Source organism: Winslowiella toletana, from assembly GCF_032164335.1.
In the GTDB taxonomy this organism is placed as follows: domain Bacteria; phylum Pseudomonadota; class Gammaproteobacteria; order Enterobacterales; family Enterobacteriaceae; genus Erwinia; species Erwinia toletana_A.
In genome coordinates, this window is sequence record NZ_CP134152.1 from 3,214,412 (window position 1) to 3,231,900 (window position 17,489).

Here is a 17,489-nt window from a genome sequence, read left to right on the forward strand (position 1 = left end):
CTCTCCTGCTGTCAGTTAAAAGGTTTCAGGTCGACGCGCGCCATCATTGCGGCCAACTGGGTACGATCGGTAACGCCTACATTACTTTGGCTGACGGCCATTGCCGCCACTGCCGTTGCCAGACGCAGCGTGTGCTCACTGGACTCGCGCATCAGCAGGCCATAAATCAGGCCGCCGACCATTGAGTCACCGGCACCAACGGTGCTGACCACTTCACAGGCTGGTGGTTTCGCGATCCACTCGCCGGAAGCATTCACCCACAGTGCGCCTTCCGCACCGAGAGAGATCACTACGTGGGCAATGCCCTGCTCGCGCAGCGCATGAGCGGCTTCAATGACATCCTGCATCGTGGGCAGTTTACGACCGGCCCAGATCTCCAGCTCGCGACGGTTAGGTTTAACCAGCCACGGTGCCGCTTTCAGTCCGGCAACCAGCGCTTCACGGCTGCTGTCGAAAATGATGCAAGGGCAATGGGTGCGCAGTGCAGTCATCCAGTCAGTAAAGGCTTCCGGCGACACGCCCGCTGGCAAACTGCCGCTAACGCACACCATATCGAACTGGCCAAGCCAGCTCAGGGAATCGGCGCTAAAGCGCTCCCAGTCCTGCCCGCTGACGTCAAAACCAGAGAAATTCAGATCGGTCACTTCACCGTCTTTCTCCGTCAGTTTAACGTTAATACGGGTACGACCCGGCACCACCTGAAAGCGGTTGGCAATACCTAACTCGCTGAACAGCTGCTGAAATCCATCCTGATTCTCTTTACCAAGAAAACCACCAACAGTGACGTCGATACCCAAGTCTTTCAGTACTTTAGCAACGTTAATTCCTTTGCCCGCCGCATGCAGGCCGGTGGTTTTCACCAGGTTAACTTCGCCACGCTCGATCTCAGGGCAATAACCCACCAGGTCATAGGCCGGATTCAGGGTAATCGTTGCGACACGTCTGCTCATGCTGCCCCCTCGCCAAGTCCGGCTGTGATCGCCTGTTCAATGGCATCCAGCGCCTGCTGTGCATCTTCGCCGCTGGCGGTAAAGCGTAAGCGATGACCTTTTTTCACCCCTAAAGCCACCACTTTCATCAGGCTGCGCCCGTTAGCCGGTTTACCGCTGCCATCAAGGTTAGTCACGGTAACGTCACTGTTAAATTGTTTAATCACGCTGACCAGCGCCGTACCCGGGCGCGCATGTAAACCGTGCTCATTACGAATGGTAAATTCTGCGGTCAGCACTTCAGCCTGCTCGTCAACAACGCTGGTTAACAGCGCTAATACTCCCGGAGCATCGGCATTTAACAGACGATCAGCTTTCTGATTAATCAGCAGATCGCTTAAATAGTTCAGCACCTTCAGCGGCTGCTCATCGGCAACCGCCACGGTGATCAGCATTGCGGCTTTCTCACCTTCAATCTCAAAAGCCTTTGCACTCCGGCTGACGGCCACAGCGCTGCCGAGGTTACCCACGGTGCTGTCACTCAGCCAGATGCCCTGACCAAGGTTCAGAGGTTGAGCGGAGATAACGCTGCTGACAAAACTCGCATCCGCCGCGCCCGCGTGCTGTAAGCGGCCGGCATTCAGTGCCTGAAGCGTTATCAGATCGCTGGCAGCGACATCAAGTGCAATCAATGAAGTATCAAATTTAAATTCTGCACCCTGCTTCTCGCCCATCAGGATACTGCGCAGCTCTTCGGCGGAAGTGGTGGTTTTCAGCTGTTCAGCTACGCTGTCGTCGCTCAGAACATGAGTCAACTGACGCAACAGCGCCAGATGCTCATCAGAACGCGCGGCAATGCCGATCGCGACATAAGCAGTCTGATCCTCACCCCAGGCAATCCCCTCTGGGAACTGGAAAACCTGAACGCCGGTTTCCAGCACCAGATCGCGGGTATCGGTGGTACCGTGAGGAATCGCAATGCCATTCCCGAGATAGGTTGAGGTCTGTTTTTCGCGCGCAAGCATGCCATCAACATAAGCATCGCCAACATTGCCCGCAGCGGCGAGCGCGGCAGCAACCTGACGAATAGCGTCTTCTTTATCGCTGGCACTGGCGCCGGTGTGAATGGCTTTAACATCTAACTGGAACATAATTCTCCTCTCCCGCCGAAATTGAATCGTTTCAGCTATATTGAGAAAAAAAGCGTCATCTGCCGACGAACAAACTGAGGAGACAACGCTGAAACGTTTCAAGGAGTTTGGTACAGCATGCTCCTTACTGGCAAGTTTTAACCGAAGTGATATAGCAGATTTTTGACCTCACGCACATTTCGTCAGGATTTTTCAGAAAACTGCGGGGGTGCATGCCGATTTTGCTGAAGCAATAGGAATTTACGATAAGCTGGCTTCAGCAACATCAGCAAACTTCAGCTTTTCACGCTAACGCTGCGTTTTTGCAAAAAATGCCGGAGAGCATTTTCAACAAATGAAACGCCTTTTTAAAAATAGATCAGAAGCGTAGAATTGCACGCTCATTTCATAAGGCTATTCATCTTTCATGCAAACTCCAGGTGCAACCACCCGCCGCCTGCCCGATATCAGTTCGGCAGCCTTTCTGGTGGTGGCTTTTCTGACCGGTATTGCCGGCGCTCTACAGACCCCGACGCTCAGCCTGTTTCTGTCGACTGAAGTTCATGCGCGTCCCTTTATGGTCGGGCTATTTTTCACCGGCAGCGCGGTGATTGGTATTGCGGTCAGTCAGCTACTGGCGGCACGTTCCGACCGCAAAGGCGACCGCAGATCGTTGATCTTTTTCTGTTGCCTGCTCGGCGCTCTCGCCTCAATGCTGTTTGCCTGGAACCGAAACTACTTTGTCCTGTTGTTTATCGGCGTGCTGCTTTCCAGCTTTGGCTCAACTGCCAATCCGCAAATGTTCGCGCTGGCGCGGGAACATGCCGATCGCACCGGCCGCGAAGCGGTGATGTTTACCACCTTTATGCGCGCCCAGATCTCACTGGCATGGGTGATTGGGCCTCCGGTGGCCTTCGCGCTGGCACTCGGTTTCGGTTTTGAGGTGATGTACGCCTGCGCCGCCTGCGCTTTTATCTGCTGTGCGCTGATCGTCAGATTTCTGCTGCCCTCAATGCAAAAAACGGTGGTAAAAACTACCGCGACGCTGCAAGCACCAATCGGACATCGTCGCGATACACTGCTGCTGTTTATCGGCTGCACCCTGATGTGGGCCTCTACCGGCATCTATTTGATAAATATGCCACTGTATCTGGTACACGAACTGGATCTGCCGGAAAAGCTGGCGGGGCAACTGATGGGGCTGGCGGCAGGGCTGGAAATTCCGGTGATGCTGATCGCCGGTTATTGCGCCAGACGCTTCAGTAAACGCACTCTGATGCGCTGTGCGACGGTTTCAGGCCTGTTATTCTTTGCCGGATTACTGTTGGTGCACAGCACCGTGCCACTGCTGCTGTTACAGGGGCTGAACGCCATTTTTATAGGCATACTGGTCGGTATCGGCATGCTCTATTTTCAGGATTTAATGCCCGGACAGGCAGGCGCGGCGACGACACTGTTCAGTAACTCCACCCGGGTTGGTTGGATCCTCGCGGGTTCATTGACCGGCGTGGTGGCTGAATTGTGGGGTTATCACGCGGTATTCTACTGCACGTTACTGATGATGCTCGGCACACTCTACTGCATGTGGCAAATTAAAGATGCCTGATGCAGTTCAGGCGCAAGTATCCGCTTCCAGTTGCAACAACCAGACCATCGCCTGCTGGCGATTGCTGCCGCACATCTCAGCCGCCGGCTGTAACCCGGCGCACACTTTTGGCCGCAGCGGCGAGGCAAAGATTTTGCAACGTTGCTGCGCATCAAGCTGAATGCATGGCGTGTTGGCGGGTTTACCGTTTGGCATGCCGGGAATCGGCGAAGAGATAGAAGGGGCGGTGCAGCAGGCACCACAATCAGGACGACACTGCATCTGCACGCTCAGGATTAAAGCAAAGCGCGACAATAGCAGTCGCCAGGCATGAAAGCTATGACAACCGTTACAATTTACCTTCCATAATATCCCGCAAATTTCACTTTCTGCGCTGCGCAGATCTTGCCTGAATGCCCCGCCGCGAGTAACTTGTCGCGATAAATTCAGCACACCGCTTTTATGAGACTATCCAATGGCAAGAGCAAACGAAATTAAGCGCGGCATGGCCGTCAGCCACAACGGCAAATTACTGCTGGTAAAAGATATTGAAGTTCAGAGCCCAAGCGCACGCGGCGCCTCAACTCTGTATAAAATGCGCTTTACCGACATCCGTACTGGCATGAAGGTTGAGGAGCGTTTTAAGGGCGACGATATCATTGATACCATCTCCCTGAGCCGTCGTCAGGTCACCTTCTCTTACATTGATGGTGATGAATATGTGTTTATGGATGATGAAGACTACACGCCTTATAACTTTAAACAGGATCAGATCGCCGAAGAATTGCTGTTTATTCCTGAGGGTGGCATGCCGGGTATCCAGGTATTGACCATGGATGGCCAGATTCTGGCGCTGGAACTGCCGCAAACGGTAGATATGGAAATCGTGGAAACCACGCCGGGCATCAAAGGTGCTTCTGCCAGTGCGCGAACCAAACCTGCTGCGATGGCGACCGGTTTAGTCATTCAGGTACCTGAATATCTCAGCAACGGCGATAAAATTCGCATCCATATTGCTGAGCGTCGCTATATGGGCCGCAGTGAGTAACGATTTTGTTATCGGCGATGGCAACGTGCATCGCCGATATTGTTATGTTATAACAATTAAACTACGCCTTTAATGTTGCTCAGACAGTGCAGTTAATCAGTTATAGCTTACGGTGAGTATGCCCATTTTTTTGCTGTGATCTATCCAGCGCATCTCTGTGGTTCCCCGGTTGAGTGGCAACTTATGTTGCAGCGAGGCGTTAAGATAAGCGGTATTGGTAATGGTCTTGCCCGTATCGAAGCAAGACATTTCCAGTTTATCATTTGTTTGCGGATTGATATCACAGCCGCCATCAACGATGGTGCCGTGAAAATGGATAACACCTGAGTTTGAAACTGCGCCATTACCGGCAACTGCACTGCTCGTCCATGAGGCTAAAAGCACTATCAGGGTTGCTGACTGAATGCTGTTCATTTTGACCTCATACATTGATTAACCTCACCTTTAACTGTAGCTGGTTTATTTCCCTGATGAGTTAAACGGCAGTGGTAAACAACACTTTAATAAATAATGCAGAATTTCCTGGTGCGAGGAGCAAGATGTGACAAACGTGAATCTGATAACTGGCTTTCTCGGCAGCGGAAAAACCACCACGTTACTGCATCTTTTGGCGCAAAAGCCGCAGCATGAAAAATGGGCGGTGCTGGTTAACGAATTCGGTGAAATTGGCATTGATGGCGCGCTGCTGGCTAAGAGCGGTGCAGTGTTGAAAGAGATTCCCGGCGGCTGTATGTGCTGCGTCAATGGCTTACCGATGCAGGTCGGCCTGAATATGCTGCTAAAGCAGGCCAAACCCGATCGTTTACTGATTGAACCCACTGGTCTCGGCCATCCTAAACAGATTCTGGCGATGCTGAATGATGCGGTTTATCAGCCGTGGCTGACGCTTAACGCGACTCTGGCACTGCTCGACCCCCGGCAGCTGAGTGATACCAGAGTGACTGATAATGAAAACTTCCGCGATCAGTTGGCGGCAGCAGACATTATTATCGCCAACAAACAGGATCGCTGGCAGCCAGCCGATCGGGCGGCGCTGGCAGCATGGCAACAGCAATATCTCGACGACCGTCAGTTAGTCAGCGCTGAGTTTGGCAACATCGATCCCGCCTTACTCGATACCCCGCGCAGCAATTTGCGTCAACTGCCTGATGCCCGGCAGCATCCCCACAGCCATGCCAAAAGTGGTCTCGCGGCGCTTCGTCTCGATGCTAATGCGCGCTGGCGGCGGGCACTGAATCAGGGTCAGGGCTATTATGCCTGTGGCTGGATCTTCGATCAGGATACGGTGTTTGATACCATCGGCGTGCTGGAGTGGGCACGTCTTGCACCCGTGACGCGGGTGAAAGGCGTACTTCGCATCGCTGAAGGGCTACTGAGTATCAACCGTCAGGGACAGGATCTGCAAATCGAAACGCGCCCGGCCGCGCCGCCCGATAGCCGTATAGAACTGATCCATGAAAATGATATTGAATGGAATAATTTTCAAGCTAGCTTGTTGAAGCTTCGTTTAGAAACGTTGACATAGTCTACGCTGTTATTTTTAACTTACACTGAATCCTTATGAATACTAATCGCTTAGTAGCGATACTGGGTCTGAACGTCCTTGGCATCGCACTGTTTTTATCCTGGTACTTACTTCCCGGGCACGGTTTTTGGTTCCCCATCGATAAATCAATCTTCTACTGGTTCAACGATCATATGGCGACTAACAAGCCGCTGGTATGGTTGATCGCGATTACTAACTTCCGCGGATTTGATGCAATTTCATTGCTGGCAATGGGTTTGCTGTATCTGAAGTTTTGGCTGCGCGAAACACCGCCCGGGCGTCGGCGACTGATTGCGATTGGTATCACGATGCTGCTGACTGCTGTGGTGCTTAATCAACTGGGGCATCTGTTACCGGTTAAACACTCCAGCCCTACCCTGTACTTTGACAATGTGCATCGCGTCAGTGAAATCACCGGCATTCCGGCAAAAGATGCCTCCAGCGACAGCTTCCCTGGCGATCACGGTATGATGCTGATGATTTTCGCCGGGTTTATGCTGCGCTATTTCGGCAAAGGCGCATTCCTGACCGGTTTGCTGATCTTTGTGGTATTTGGCCTGCCGCGCGTGATGGCCGGTGCGCACTGGTTTACCGATATCGCTGTCGGTTCCCTGTCGGTGGTGCTGGTTGGCCTGAGCTGGTGGTTGATGACACCCGCCAGCGATCTGTTAGTTAACTGGCTTACCCGCATCTTACCCGGCAAATATAAGCCAACGCGGTAAAGTCGATTCCGCGACTGAGTCTGAAACCTGTATCTCAGTCGCGGATAAATTGCAGCAATATATATTGTTAGCTCGCTAATCAAATATCAGTAAAAATCCGTATCACTCTTCACGTCTAAGTCGTTAATTTCGCTGCTGTCCAGCGGGATTACTCTTATTTACCTTTCTTATCCTCGCTGGCCGCTTAATTCTGCCTTCGGTTGAGCCGTTCTTAACTTAAGGTTGTTGATAATTTAACCTGAATTTTACTCTATTGTTTCTAATAAAAAAAACTAACAAAAAAGTGGTTAAAACCCCTCGCCACCGGGCTTTTAATCGGGTAATCTCGTTTCGGATTGGGCAAAAGCAGTGTAATTTTTCCTTTTTTTACATATAAAGTGTGCTCGTTGACACATTTTAGTAATTCAGGATTTGTCTTACGCGGTTGGCCTAATTAATCTCATTTCGTTTCGCAAACTTGCTAACGGCCTGTGTCGTTAAGGACTTCAAGGGATAACAAACACAATGGTCAAGTCTCAACCTATACTGAGATATATTCTGCGGGCCATTCCCGCGGTCGCTCTCGCGACAATGCTTTCGGCATGTACTACCAGTAACGGTCACAACGCACAAACTGAGACCCATGCAGTTAAAAATCAGAACGGTTTTTTACTTCAAGCGTCTCAGGATGAATTCGAACAGATGGTTCAGAACGTGGACATCAAGTCACGTATCCTTGAACAATATGCTGACTGGAAAGGCGTTCGTTATCGTCTTGGCGGCACCAACAAACGCGGCATCGACTGCTCCGCTTTTGTTCAGGTGACCTTCCGTGAACAGTTTGGTCTGGATCTGCCTCGCTCAACCTCAGAGCAGCAGGGCAGCGGTAAAAGTATTCAACGCAGTAAGCTGCGTCCCGGTGATTTGGTGCTGTTCCGCGCTGGTTCAACAGGACGACATGTTGGCATCTACTTAGGTAATGACAACTTCGTGCATGCATCGACCAGTAGCGGTGTAATGATTTCCAATCTGAATGATTCATATTGGAAAAAACGTTACCGCGATGGCCGACGTGTTCTGAGCCGAACGCAAAGCTGATTTTACCCTGAAGTCTGCGAAATGAGATTGATAAAAGCGCTGCTACGGCAGCGTTTTTTTATGGGCGTAATTCGCCATCCGCAGCTCTTAATGATGAGGTACTATTAACATTATTCAACTATTTATATCCAAAAAATAGTTTTGCTAATCATAATAATATCGAGACAACCGCCCCAGCAACGTTATATCCTGCAGAGCAGATTTCCAGAGAATGGCAGTGTCAAAATTCCTATAAAAATCAGGCTAAAGCGGGAGATAAAACGCAATGCCACTATCAACACTGGTTACGCATCCTGTGACAAATACGCGTAAGATTGCGTGGGTCAGTGCTGCAGTTGGTTTCACTTTTTTCCTGCTATTTATCACTATCACCTTGATGATGACTGTCCAGAAACGCGCTCAAAACCACGACCAGCTGGCATCGCACACGCAGTCCATTATTCTCAACCTGCTAACTGAAGTAAAAACCACGCTGGAACCGCTGAACGCTTTAAGCCTTGCTCCCTGCAGACCGATCAACAGTGAGCTGACTTCGCGGGCAGCGTTTACCAATAATATTCGTGCCATTTTGCTGGTGAATAACGGTATCGCTTACTGCTCTTCCGCCACCGGCGCGTTTTCCCTCGCGGTCAGCACTTTTACCCCACAAACCGATCTTGATAAAGATCTCGACCTGACGCTGATCCCGGGTACGCCAAAGGTGCCGGACAGGCCAGCGCTGGTATTCTGGCTTAAGCAGCCAGGCTCAGACCGCACCGGCATAATGACCACGCTGAATATCAATCTTTCACCTTATATGATGCTGGCTTCACAGCGGCAGGAAATAAAAGGTATGGCGCTGGTGGTAGGTGATAAAGCGTTAACCAGCTGGAGCGATCGGATGATGGTTGCTGCTGAGCTACCGGGAAAATCGCTGCGCACCATCAACGTGCCGGGATACCCGCTAACCATTTATCTGTACGGCAATGCGCTGCCAAAAGGTGATATTCACACGCTGTTGCTGGCTGGTTTATTACTGGCGGTGCTGGTAAGCAGCAGCAGCTTTGTTTTACTGACGCTGCGCCCACGCCCGGGTAAAGAGATTCTGCTGGGGATTAAACGCGGTGAGTTTCACGTTGAGTACCAGCCGCTGATAGAAGCCGCGACCGGGGAGCCTTACGGCCTTGAGGCGCTGATGCGCTGGACCCACCCCACCGCAGGTAATATCCCACCGGATACTTTTATCAGCTATGCCGAAGGGCAAAACATGATCATCCCTCTGACCCGCCATCTGTTTCAGCTGGTGGCTCAGGATGCGCACAAGCTACGCCAGGTGGTGCCAGCGGGTACCAAAATGGGGATTAATATCTCGCCTGCTCACCTCTCTTCCTGCACTTTTCGTGATGACGTCAGCAACTGGATCAACGCCATGCCAGCGAATCATTTTAGTTATGTGTTTGAAATTACTGAACGCACGATGGTTTCCGAGCGCAACGCCTGCGAAATCTTTGACTGGATTCATCAGCAGGGGATTAAGATCGCGATTGACGATTTCGGTACCGGACACAGCGCATTGATCTATCTCGAGAAGTTTAAGTTTGACTATCTGAAAATCGATCGTGGATTTGTGCAAAGCATCGGCATGGAAACCGTCACCTCACCGGTGCTGGATGCGGTATTAAATCTGGCGAAGAAACTAAATCTCAGTACCGTTGCCGAAGGTGTAGAAACCGATGAGCAGGCCAACTGGCTGGTTAGGCGTGGCGTGACTCATATGCAGGGTTATCTGTTTGCGCGACCAATGGCGGTTTCTCAGCTGATTGGATATTTTCAAACGCGGCAAACCGCTTTATCCTGATAGCCAGCTAATAAACAATAAAAGCAGCATCACCACGCTAAGCCACCGGTAAAGGGGTCAATGCTGCTACGCTGAGTTAATTCTGTTTTCCTCTTCGCTTTGGAGCTGACCAACACGATGTTATTGCGCCTGGTTATTCTTTTTTCGTTCAGTGTTGTCGGGCTGTCAGCACAGGCAGTAGTCATTAACGAGAGCTACGCTTTCTCAGAGTTGGGCGAACCTAAATACGCGACTGACTTCACCCATTTCGATTACGTTAATCCCGCCGCACCGAAAGGCGGAAAAATGACGCTGTCGGCAATCGGTACCTACGATAATTTCAATCGTTTTGCCTCGCGAGGTAATCCCGGCATCGGTACCGAGAGCCTGTACGACACGCTGTTTACCAGTTCCGATGATGAAATCGGTAGCTATTATCCGCTGATTGCAGAATCGGCCCGCTATCCCAGTGATTTCAGTTGGGCAGAAGTGAATATTAATCCCCACGCCCGCTTTCAGGATGGGTCGCCAATTACCGCTGCTGATGTCGCCTTTACCTTCGACAAATTTATGACGGAAGGCGTGCCACAGTTCCGCGTGGTGTATAGAGGTGTGAAAGTAAGGGCAATTTCACGCCTGACGGTGCGCATCGAGCTGGAGAAGCCCGACAGAGATCTGGTGCTTGGCTTTTTAAGCCTGCCAGTTTTACCGGAAAAATTCTGGAAAAATCATAAATTCAACGAACCTATTGGCTATCCTCCTCTCTCCAGCGGGCCGTACCGTATTACGTCGTACAAGGTCGGACAGTACATTACTTATTCCCGGGTAAAAGATTACTGGGCGGCCGATCTGCCGGTTAACCGCGGGCGCTATAACCTTGATACCAAACGCTACGACTACTACCTCGATGATAATGTCGCTTTTGAAGCATTCAAAGCCGGCGCTTTCGATTTCCGCGCTGAAGGCTCTGCGAAAAAATGGGCAACGCAGTATCGCGGTAATAATTTTACTAACAACCTGATTATTAAAGATGTCCGGCCAAATACCGTCACCACCGATACCGCCTGGCTGGCATTTAACACCGAGAAACCGCTGTTCAGCGATCGTCGGGTGCGTGAAGCGCTTGGCCTGGTGTTTGACTTCCAGTGGATGAATAAGGCATTGTTTTACAACGCCTATAAGCGCACTGACAGTTACTTCCAGAATACCGAGTATGCCGCGAAGGGATATCCCGATGCCGCCCAGCTGGAAATATTGGCGCCGCTGAAAGGCAAAATTCCCGATGAAGTCTTTACATCCGTCTATCAGCCGCCGGTTTCCGACGGCAGCGGCTACGACCGAAAAAACCTGCTGAAAGCGCTCGATCTGCTGAAACAGGCGGGTTGGGAACTGAAAAACAGGCAGCTGGTTAATGTCGACAGCGGTAAACCCTTCAGCTTTGAGCTGCTGTTACGCAGTGGCAGCAATATCGAATGGGTGCTGCCTTATCAGCACAGCCTTGAGCGGCTCGGTATTAAAATTAATATCCGTCAGGTCGACAGCTCGCAATATCTGCGGCGCTGGCGCACCGGTGATTACGATATGATTCCAACCGTCTACCGTGCGATCCCCTCACCCGGCAGCGCGCTGCAGACCCGCTGGGTATCGGAATATATCGATTCCAGCTGGAATACACCGCGCGTGCAAAGCCCCATAATCGACGGGCTGGTTAAGCAGATTATGCAGCATCAGGGCGATAAAACCGCGCTGCTTCCGCTCGGTCAGGCGCTGGATCGGGTATTGTTGTGGAGCTACTACATGATCCCGATGTGGTACAACGCCGACGACCGCTATGCATACTGGAATAAGTTTTCCATGCCTGCCGTTATCCCCACCTATTCCGTTGGTTTAGACAACTGGTGGTACGATGTTAACAAAGCCGCACAGTTGCCGGCCCAACGCCGTTAAGGAGTAGAGTTTGGGCGCTTATCTTATACGTCGACTTTTGCTGGTGATCCCGACATTGTGGGCGATTATCACCATTAACTTTTTTATTGTGCAAATCGCGCCGGGTGGCCCGGTCGATCAGGCAATTGCCAATATCCAGTTCGGGCAGACGACCGGATTGCCTGGCGGCGATTCCGCCGGCAGCAGTAGCGGACGCGAGGCGCTGAATGCCAGTAATCCCGGCGATAATCAGTATCGCGGCTCACGCGGGCTGGATCCTGAAGTGATAGCCGAAATCACTAAACGATACGGCTTTGATAAGCCGCTGCACGAGCGTTATTTCACTATGCTGTGGAATTATGCGCGCTTTGATTTTGGTGACAGCCTGTTCCGCAGCTCCTCAGTGATTGAGCTGATTAAAGAGAGCCTGCCGGTTTCGATCACCCTTGGGCTATGGAGCACGCTGATTATCTATCTGGTGTCGATCCCGCTCGGGATCAGAAAAGCGGTACATAACGGCAGCGCCTTTGATATCTGGAGCAGCACGATGATCATCGTCGGCTACGCCATTCCCTCTTTCCTGTTCGCTATTATGCTGATAGTCCTGTTTGCCGGCGGCAGCTATTTTGACTGGTTCCCGCTGCGCGGCCTGACTTCACCGCAATTTGATACGCTGCCGTGGTACGGCAAAATCACCGATTATCTCTGGCATATCACCCTGCCGGTACTGGCGACGGTGATTGGCGGCTTTGCCACCCTGACCATGCTGACTAAAAACTCATTTATGGATGAGATTCGTAAACAGTATGTGGTCACCGCACGCGCCAAGGGACTCGACGAGAAGAAAATTCTCTATCGCCATGTGTTTCGCAATGCCATGCTGCTGGTGATTGCCGGTTTCCCGGCCACTTTTATCAGTATGTTTTTTACCGGCTCATTACTGATTGAAGTGATGTTTTCGTTAAATGGCCTCGGCCTGCTGGGGTATGACGCCACTATCCAGCGTGATTATCCGGTGATGTTTGGCACTCTGTATATTTTCACCCTGTTGGGTTTATTGCTGAATATTCTCAGTGATATCACCTATACGCTGGTCGACCCACGTATTGATTTTGAGGGACGCCGATGAGCCGCTTATCACCGATTAACCAGGCGCGCTGGGGGCGTTTTCGTCAGAACCGGCGGGGCTACTGGTCACTGTGGATCTTCGCCGTACTGTTTGTACTGTGCCTGTGTGCAGAACTGCTGGCGAATAATAAACCGTTAATGGTGCATTATGAGAATCGCTGGTATGCGCCTGTACTGTTTAATTATAGCGAGACAGATTTTGGTGGACCGCTGGCGACCACGGCAGACTATCAGGATCCGTGGTTGAAGCAGCGACTGGAACAGCACGGTTGGGTACTTTGGGCACCGATCCGCTTTGGCGACAGCACGATTAACTTCGCCACCGATGTCCCCTTCCCTTCGCCGCCCTCCAGTCAGAACTGGCTCGGCACTGATGCCAACGGCGGTGATGTACTGGCGCGTATTCTCTACGGCACGCGGATCTCGTTACTGTTTGGCCTGATGCTGACGCTGGTTTCCAGCGTGATTGGCATTGCGGTCGGAGCTACCCAGGGCTACTTCGGTGGCAAAGTTGATCTGATTGGTCAGCGCTTTATTGAAGTGTGGTCCGGCATGCCGACGCTGTTCCTGATTATCCTGCTCTCCAGCGTGGTGCAACCGGGCTTCTGGTGGCTGCTGGCCATCACCGTGATCTTTGGCTGGATGAGCCTGGTTGGGGTGGTGCGCGCCGAGTTTTTGCGCGCGCGTAACTTTGATTACATCCGCGCGGCGCAGGCACTGGGCGTCAGCGACAGCCGTATTATGCTGCGCCATATATTGCCTAACGCCATGGTCGCTACGCTGACCTTTTTACCCTTTATCCTGTGTGGCTCGATCACCACTCTGACCTCACTGGATTTCCTCGGTTTCGGTTTACCTCTCGGTTCGCCATCGTTAGGTGAGCTGTTATTACAGGGTAAAAATAATCTGCAGGCACCGTGGCTGGGGCTGGCGGGTTTCTTTTCACTGGCGATTTTATTGTCGCTGCTGATTTTTATTGGCGAAGCCGTACGGGACGCCTTCGATCCGAGCAAGGTGCATTGATATGAGTACGCCACTTCTTACTATTCAGGATCTCAGCATCGCCTTTCGTCAGGGCAGCAGCCAACAGCAGGTGGTCAGTCATTTATCGCTGTCGGTTGAAGCCGGTGAAACCCGGGCGCTGGTCGGCGAGTCCGGCTCGGGCAAAAGCGTCACGGCCTTATCGGTTATGCGCCTGTTGCCTACGCCGCCCACCCTTTATCCGAGCGGTGAAATTTATTTCGCCGGTCACGATGTTTTGCAGGCCGACGACCGCACCTTGCGCAGCCTGCGCGGCAATCGGATGGCGATGATTTTTCAGGAACCGATGGTCTCGCTGAATCCACTGCATAATATTGAAAAGCAGCTGTATGAAGTGCTGTCACTGCATCGCGGTATGCGGCGTGAAGCCGCCCGCGCGGAGATGCTGAACTGCCTCGATCGGGTTGGTATTCGCCAGGCAAAAAGCCGGCTTAATGACTTTCCGCATCAGCTGTCCGGCGGTGAACGCCAGCGCGTGATGATCGCGATGGCGCTGCTGACCCAGCCTGAACTGTTGATTGCCGATGAACCGACTACCGCACTGGATGTCACGGTACAGGCGCAAATTCTCAGGCTGCTGCAAGAGCTGAAACAAGAGCTGAACATGGGGTTGCTGTTTATAACCCATAACCTGAATATCGTGCGACAACTGGCAGATAACGTCACGGTGATGCAAAACGGCCAGGCGGTGGAACATAACTCTACCCGCCAGCTATTTGCCGCCCCTCAACATGCCTATACGCGCAAACTGCTCGATGCCGAACCGGAAGGTCGGCCGGCACCAGCCGACAGTGACAAAGCGCCGCTGCTGCGCGTTGAAAATTTGCAGGTTTCCTTTCCGATCAAGCGTGGGCTGTTACGTCGGGTGGTCGATCACCATCACGCGTTGAAAGCGCTGAGCTTTGAGCTGCGTCCGGGCGAAAGCCTTGGGCTGGTGGGTGAATCTGGCTCCGGCAAAAGCACCACCGGCCTGGCGCTACTGCGCCTGATCCCGTCACAAGGGGATATCTGGTTCGATGATAAACCGCTGCACAGCTGGGGCCGTAAGCAGATGCTGTCGGTGCGTCCACGCATCCAGGTGGTGTTTCAGGATCCTAACTCATCACTTAATCCGCGGCTTAATGTGACACAAATTATTGCGGAAGGTTTGCAGGTGCATCGCCCACAGCTGACGCAACAGCAGCGCGAGCAGCAGGTGATTCAGGCCATGCAGGAAGTCGGGCTGGATCCGGCAACGCGCCATCGCTACCCGGCTGAATTTTCTGGCGGCCAGCGCCAGCGCATCGCAATTGCACGCGCACTGATCCTGCAACCAGAGCTGATTATTCTGGATGAACCGACCTCGTCGCTCGACCGTTCAGTGCAGAAGCAGATCCTGACCCTGCTGAAAAAATTGCAGCAGCAGCACCGTCTGGCCTATGTGTTTATCAGCCATGACCTGCAGGTGGTGCGTTCATTATGTCATCAGGTGGTGGTACTGCGTCAGGGCGAAGTGGTTGAACAAGGTCAGTGCGAGCAGGTTTTTGCCGCGCCGCAACAGGAGTATACCCGGCAGTTGCTGGCGCTGGCATAGCGAAATCAAAAAGGATTGATCGCCGAAAAGGTTTCGGCAATCGCCACACCCTGATTTTTCAAACGACAGTTTGTCGCACTTTCATCATCACGATGAACAAACAGGCAGGGTTCGCCCTGCCATTCGACTACCGCGCACTCAACCTGAATGTCGGCCAGCGCCGCCTTCAGCTTATGCATGATTTCCCAGGCCAGTTCACCATCATGGCTTAATAATTTAAGGCCAATCAGATCGTTATCATGGGCTAATGCGCTGATTTCCAGCGGCTCAACAGAGCCACCAGCCAGCCCGGCAGACCAGCGATAACTTTGCGGCAGGCGATGAACAACCGAAAGCTGTAAAGTATTCAAATCAAATCCCCAGCGGTGAGCAAAAATCCACGACTGCTTTGGCTGCAGACAAGCAGCGACCTTAGATTCCCTTGGTCAAATACTGCGATTTACGTCAATGCAAGCCGTCGCGTTTTTGAAAAAATTTACTATTACGACATTATTTTTGAGAGTCAGCTCTCGTTTTATCGTTATATGTACCGCGTTAAAGCCGGGATCACAACCATTTTTGCTGCAATTTGGTTACTTTTTTATGCGCCTAATTTTACATTAAAGCAACATAATTCAGAATTAACTGAGTAGATCCAGTAAGGACGCGACCTGGCGACTCTACGCGATGATTGTTTGATGTGAAAATCATTGAAACCAGCGGCGGGAATATCGTCTGGATGGAAGCCGAAAACGGCTCCCATCCCGTATTCCATCAACTGATGCTGGCCTTACGTGGGCGGCTGGCGTAGAGATAACACAGAATCGAGGCGGTGGCGCAGAGCGCAATAGCCCATACCATTGGCCAGGCACTGTTAAAGGTGGAAGTGGACAGCAGGATGCCCACCAGCGCACCAATACCGAATCGCATGGTGCCTGCCAGCGATGAAGCCGTACCCGCCATATGCGGGAACTCATCGAGGATGACCGCCATCGCATTAGATGACACCATTGATACACAGCCGATAAACATCGCCACACCCAACACCAGCGGTATAAAGCCGAGATCCAGCGCACTGACAACCAGCAGCCAGATGCCCATGGCAAACTGGATGAGCAGCCCGAGGCGGAACATCGCCAGCGGGCCAAAACGGCGCACAAAGCGGCTGTTAATCAGCGTCATGACAAACAGGAAAACTACGTTAAGCGCAAAGTAGTAACCAAAGTCCTGCGGCGAAATATGGTTAATTTCAATATAAACGAACGGCCCGGCGTTCAGAAACGAGAATAGTCCGGCGAATGAAAAACCGCTGGCCAGCATATAGCTGAAGACTCGCTTATGGCGCAGCAGCGAAAGAAAATTACCCAGCATCGTGCGCAAGTTAAACCGCTGTCGCTTCTCTTTGGGCAACGTCTCTTTGATTTGCGTCACCACCAGCACGGTAGTCACTACCGCTGCCGCAGAGATCACCCAGAAAATAGCGTGCCAGCTCCAGAATATCAGCAGCCAGCCACCGATAATCGGTGCCAGTAGCGGCGCAATGGTAGTCACCAGCATGACAAACGACATCATGCGCGAAAACTCCTCTTTCGAGTAGCTGTCGCGCATCAGCGCGCTTATCACCACGCTACCGGCAGCAGCCGACAGACCGTGCAGCAGGCGCATATTGATCAACTGATCGATGGTTTGTGCCATGGCACAAGCGGCAGCTGCCAGCGCAAACACCAGCGTGCCAAAGGTGATCACCGGCTTGCGTCCGAAGCTGTCTGCCATTGGCCCGTAAAACAGCTGACCGAGCGCAAAACCGAGGATGTAGACATTCAGCGTCATCTGCACACTGCCCGCCGGAACCGCAAACTCTTTGGCGATTTGCGGCAGTGCCGGCAGGTACATATCAATTGATAATGGCATTAACATGGCCAGCAGGCCGAGAATAACCACTAATCCCACTGAAGAGTTTTTATCCTTCCGCACCCGGGCTCCTTAATA

General features: G+C 52.0%; 16 protein-coding genes. 10 read left to right on the forward strand and 6 right to left on the reverse strand.

Annotated features, from left to right (window positions below; all coding sequences use genetic code 11):
* Positions 1–11 precede the first annotated feature (11 nt).
* A complete protein-coding gene (gene fruK / locus RIN69_RS15140) occupies positions 12–950 on the reverse strand; it encodes a 1-phosphofructokinase (protein ID WP_313852797.1) in 939 nt (312 codons plus the stop codon).
* A complete protein-coding gene (gene fruB, locus RIN69_RS15145) occupies positions 947–2,080 on the reverse strand; it encodes a fused PTS fructose transporter subunit IIA/HPr protein (protein WP_313852799.1) in 1,134 nt (377 codons plus the stop codon). Before fruB ends, fruK begins: the two co-directional genes overlap by 4 nt.
* Before the next feature lie 406 nt (positions 2,081–2,486).
* Here fruB and RIN69_RS15150 point away from each other — a divergent pair, with 406 nt between their 5' ends.
* The gene (locus RIN69_RS15150; RefSeq protein ID WP_313852800.1) at positions 2,487–3,665 is read left to right on the forward strand and encodes a sugar efflux transporter; all 1,179 of its coding nucleotides are present in this window, start codon (positions 2,487–2,489) and stop codon (positions 3,663–3,665) included.
* A gap of 6 nt (positions 3,666–3,671) precedes the next feature.
* Here RIN69_RS15150 and RIN69_RS15155 read toward each other — a convergent pair whose 3' ends face one another.
* Positions 3,672–3,926, reverse strand: coding sequence for a YkgJ family cysteine cluster protein (locus RIN69_RS15155; RefSeq protein ID WP_313857764.1), 255 nt, complete (start codon positions 3,924–3,926; stop codon positions 3,672–3,674).
* A gap of 193 nt (positions 3,927–4,119) precedes the next feature.
* Between RIN69_RS15155 and yeiP the strand changes: the two genes are divergently transcribed.
* On the forward strand, positions 4,120–4,692 hold the full coding sequence (gene yeiP, locus RIN69_RS15160) for an elongation factor P-like protein YeiP (protein ID WP_313852801.1): 573 nt from the start codon (positions 4,120–4,122) through the stop codon (positions 4,690–4,692).
* Between the two features lie 96 nt (positions 4,693–4,788).
* Here the strand turns inward: yeiP and RIN69_RS15165 are convergent, their stop codons facing one another.
* Positions 4,789–5,121, reverse strand: coding sequence for a hypothetical protein (locus RIN69_RS15165; RefSeq protein WP_313852802.1), 333 nt, complete (start codon positions 5,119–5,121; stop codon positions 4,789–4,791).
* Between the two features lie 112 nt (positions 5,122–5,233).
* On the opposite strand from RIN69_RS15165, the gene RIN69_RS15170 reads away from it, so the two are divergent.
* The 8 genes from RIN69_RS15170 (at position 5,234) to yejF (ending at position 15,521) form a co-directional block, all read left to right on the forward strand.
* Positions 5,234–6,217, forward strand: a complete 984-nt coding sequence (locus RIN69_RS15170; RefSeq protein WP_313852804.1) for a CobW family GTP-binding protein — start codon at positions 5,234–5,236, stop codon at positions 6,215–6,217.
* A gap of 35 nt (positions 6,218–6,252) precedes the next feature.
* Positions 6,253–6,960, forward strand: coding sequence for a phosphatase PAP2 family protein (locus tag RIN69_RS15175; protein ID WP_313852805.1), 708 nt, complete (start codon positions 6,253–6,255; stop codon positions 6,958–6,960).
* Positions 6,961–7,464: 504 nt separating this feature from the next.
* Entirely contained in the window at positions 7,465–8,037 is a 573-nt protein-coding gene (mepS, locus tag RIN69_RS15180; RefSeq protein WP_313852806.1) for a bifunctional murein DD-endopeptidase/murein LD-carboxypeptidase, read from the forward strand.
* Between the two features lie 265 nt (positions 8,038–8,302).
* Positions 8,303–9,874 (forward strand): cyclic di-GMP phosphodiesterase, encoded by a 1,572-nt coding sequence (locus RIN69_RS15185; RefSeq protein WP_313852807.1) that lies wholly within the window; start codon positions 8,303–8,305, stop codon positions 9,872–9,874.
* Positions 9,875–9,991: 117 nt separating this feature from the next.
* Positions 9,992–11,800, forward strand: a complete 1,809-nt coding sequence (locus tag RIN69_RS15190; protein WP_313852808.1) for an extracellular solute-binding protein — start codon at positions 9,992–9,994, stop codon at positions 11,798–11,800.
* A gap of 10 nt (positions 11,801–11,810) precedes the next feature.
* Complete coding sequence (locus RIN69_RS15195) at positions 11,811–12,908, forward strand: microcin C ABC transporter permease YejB (RefSeq protein ID WP_313852810.1); 1,098 nt, start codon at positions 11,811–11,813, stop codon at positions 12,906–12,908.
* Entirely contained in the window at positions 12,905–13,930 is a 1,026-nt protein-coding gene (locus tag RIN69_RS15200; protein WP_313852811.1) for a microcin C ABC transporter permease, read from the forward strand. Before RIN69_RS15195 ends, RIN69_RS15200 begins: the two co-directional genes overlap by 4 nt.
* 1 nt (position 13,931) lies before the next feature.
* The gene (gene yejF / locus RIN69_RS15205; protein ID WP_313852812.1) at positions 13,932–15,521 is read left to right on the forward strand and encodes a microcin C ABC transporter ATP-binding protein YejF; all 1,590 of its coding nucleotides are present in this window, start codon (positions 13,932–13,934) and stop codon (positions 15,519–15,521) included.
* Between the two features lie 5 nt (positions 15,522–15,526).
* On the opposite strand, the gene RIN69_RS15210 is transcribed toward yejF, so the two are convergent.
* Complete coding sequence (locus tag RIN69_RS15210; protein WP_313852813.1) at positions 15,527–15,871, reverse strand: YejG family protein; 345 nt, start codon at positions 15,869–15,871, stop codon at positions 15,527–15,529.
* A gap of 403 nt (positions 15,872–16,274) precedes the next feature.
* Complete coding sequence (locus tag RIN69_RS15215) at positions 16,275–17,474, reverse strand: Bcr/CflA family multidrug efflux MFS transporter (RefSeq protein WP_313852814.1); 1,200 nt, start codon at positions 17,472–17,474, stop codon at positions 16,275–16,277.
* Positions 17,475–17,489: the final 15 nt, after the last annotated feature.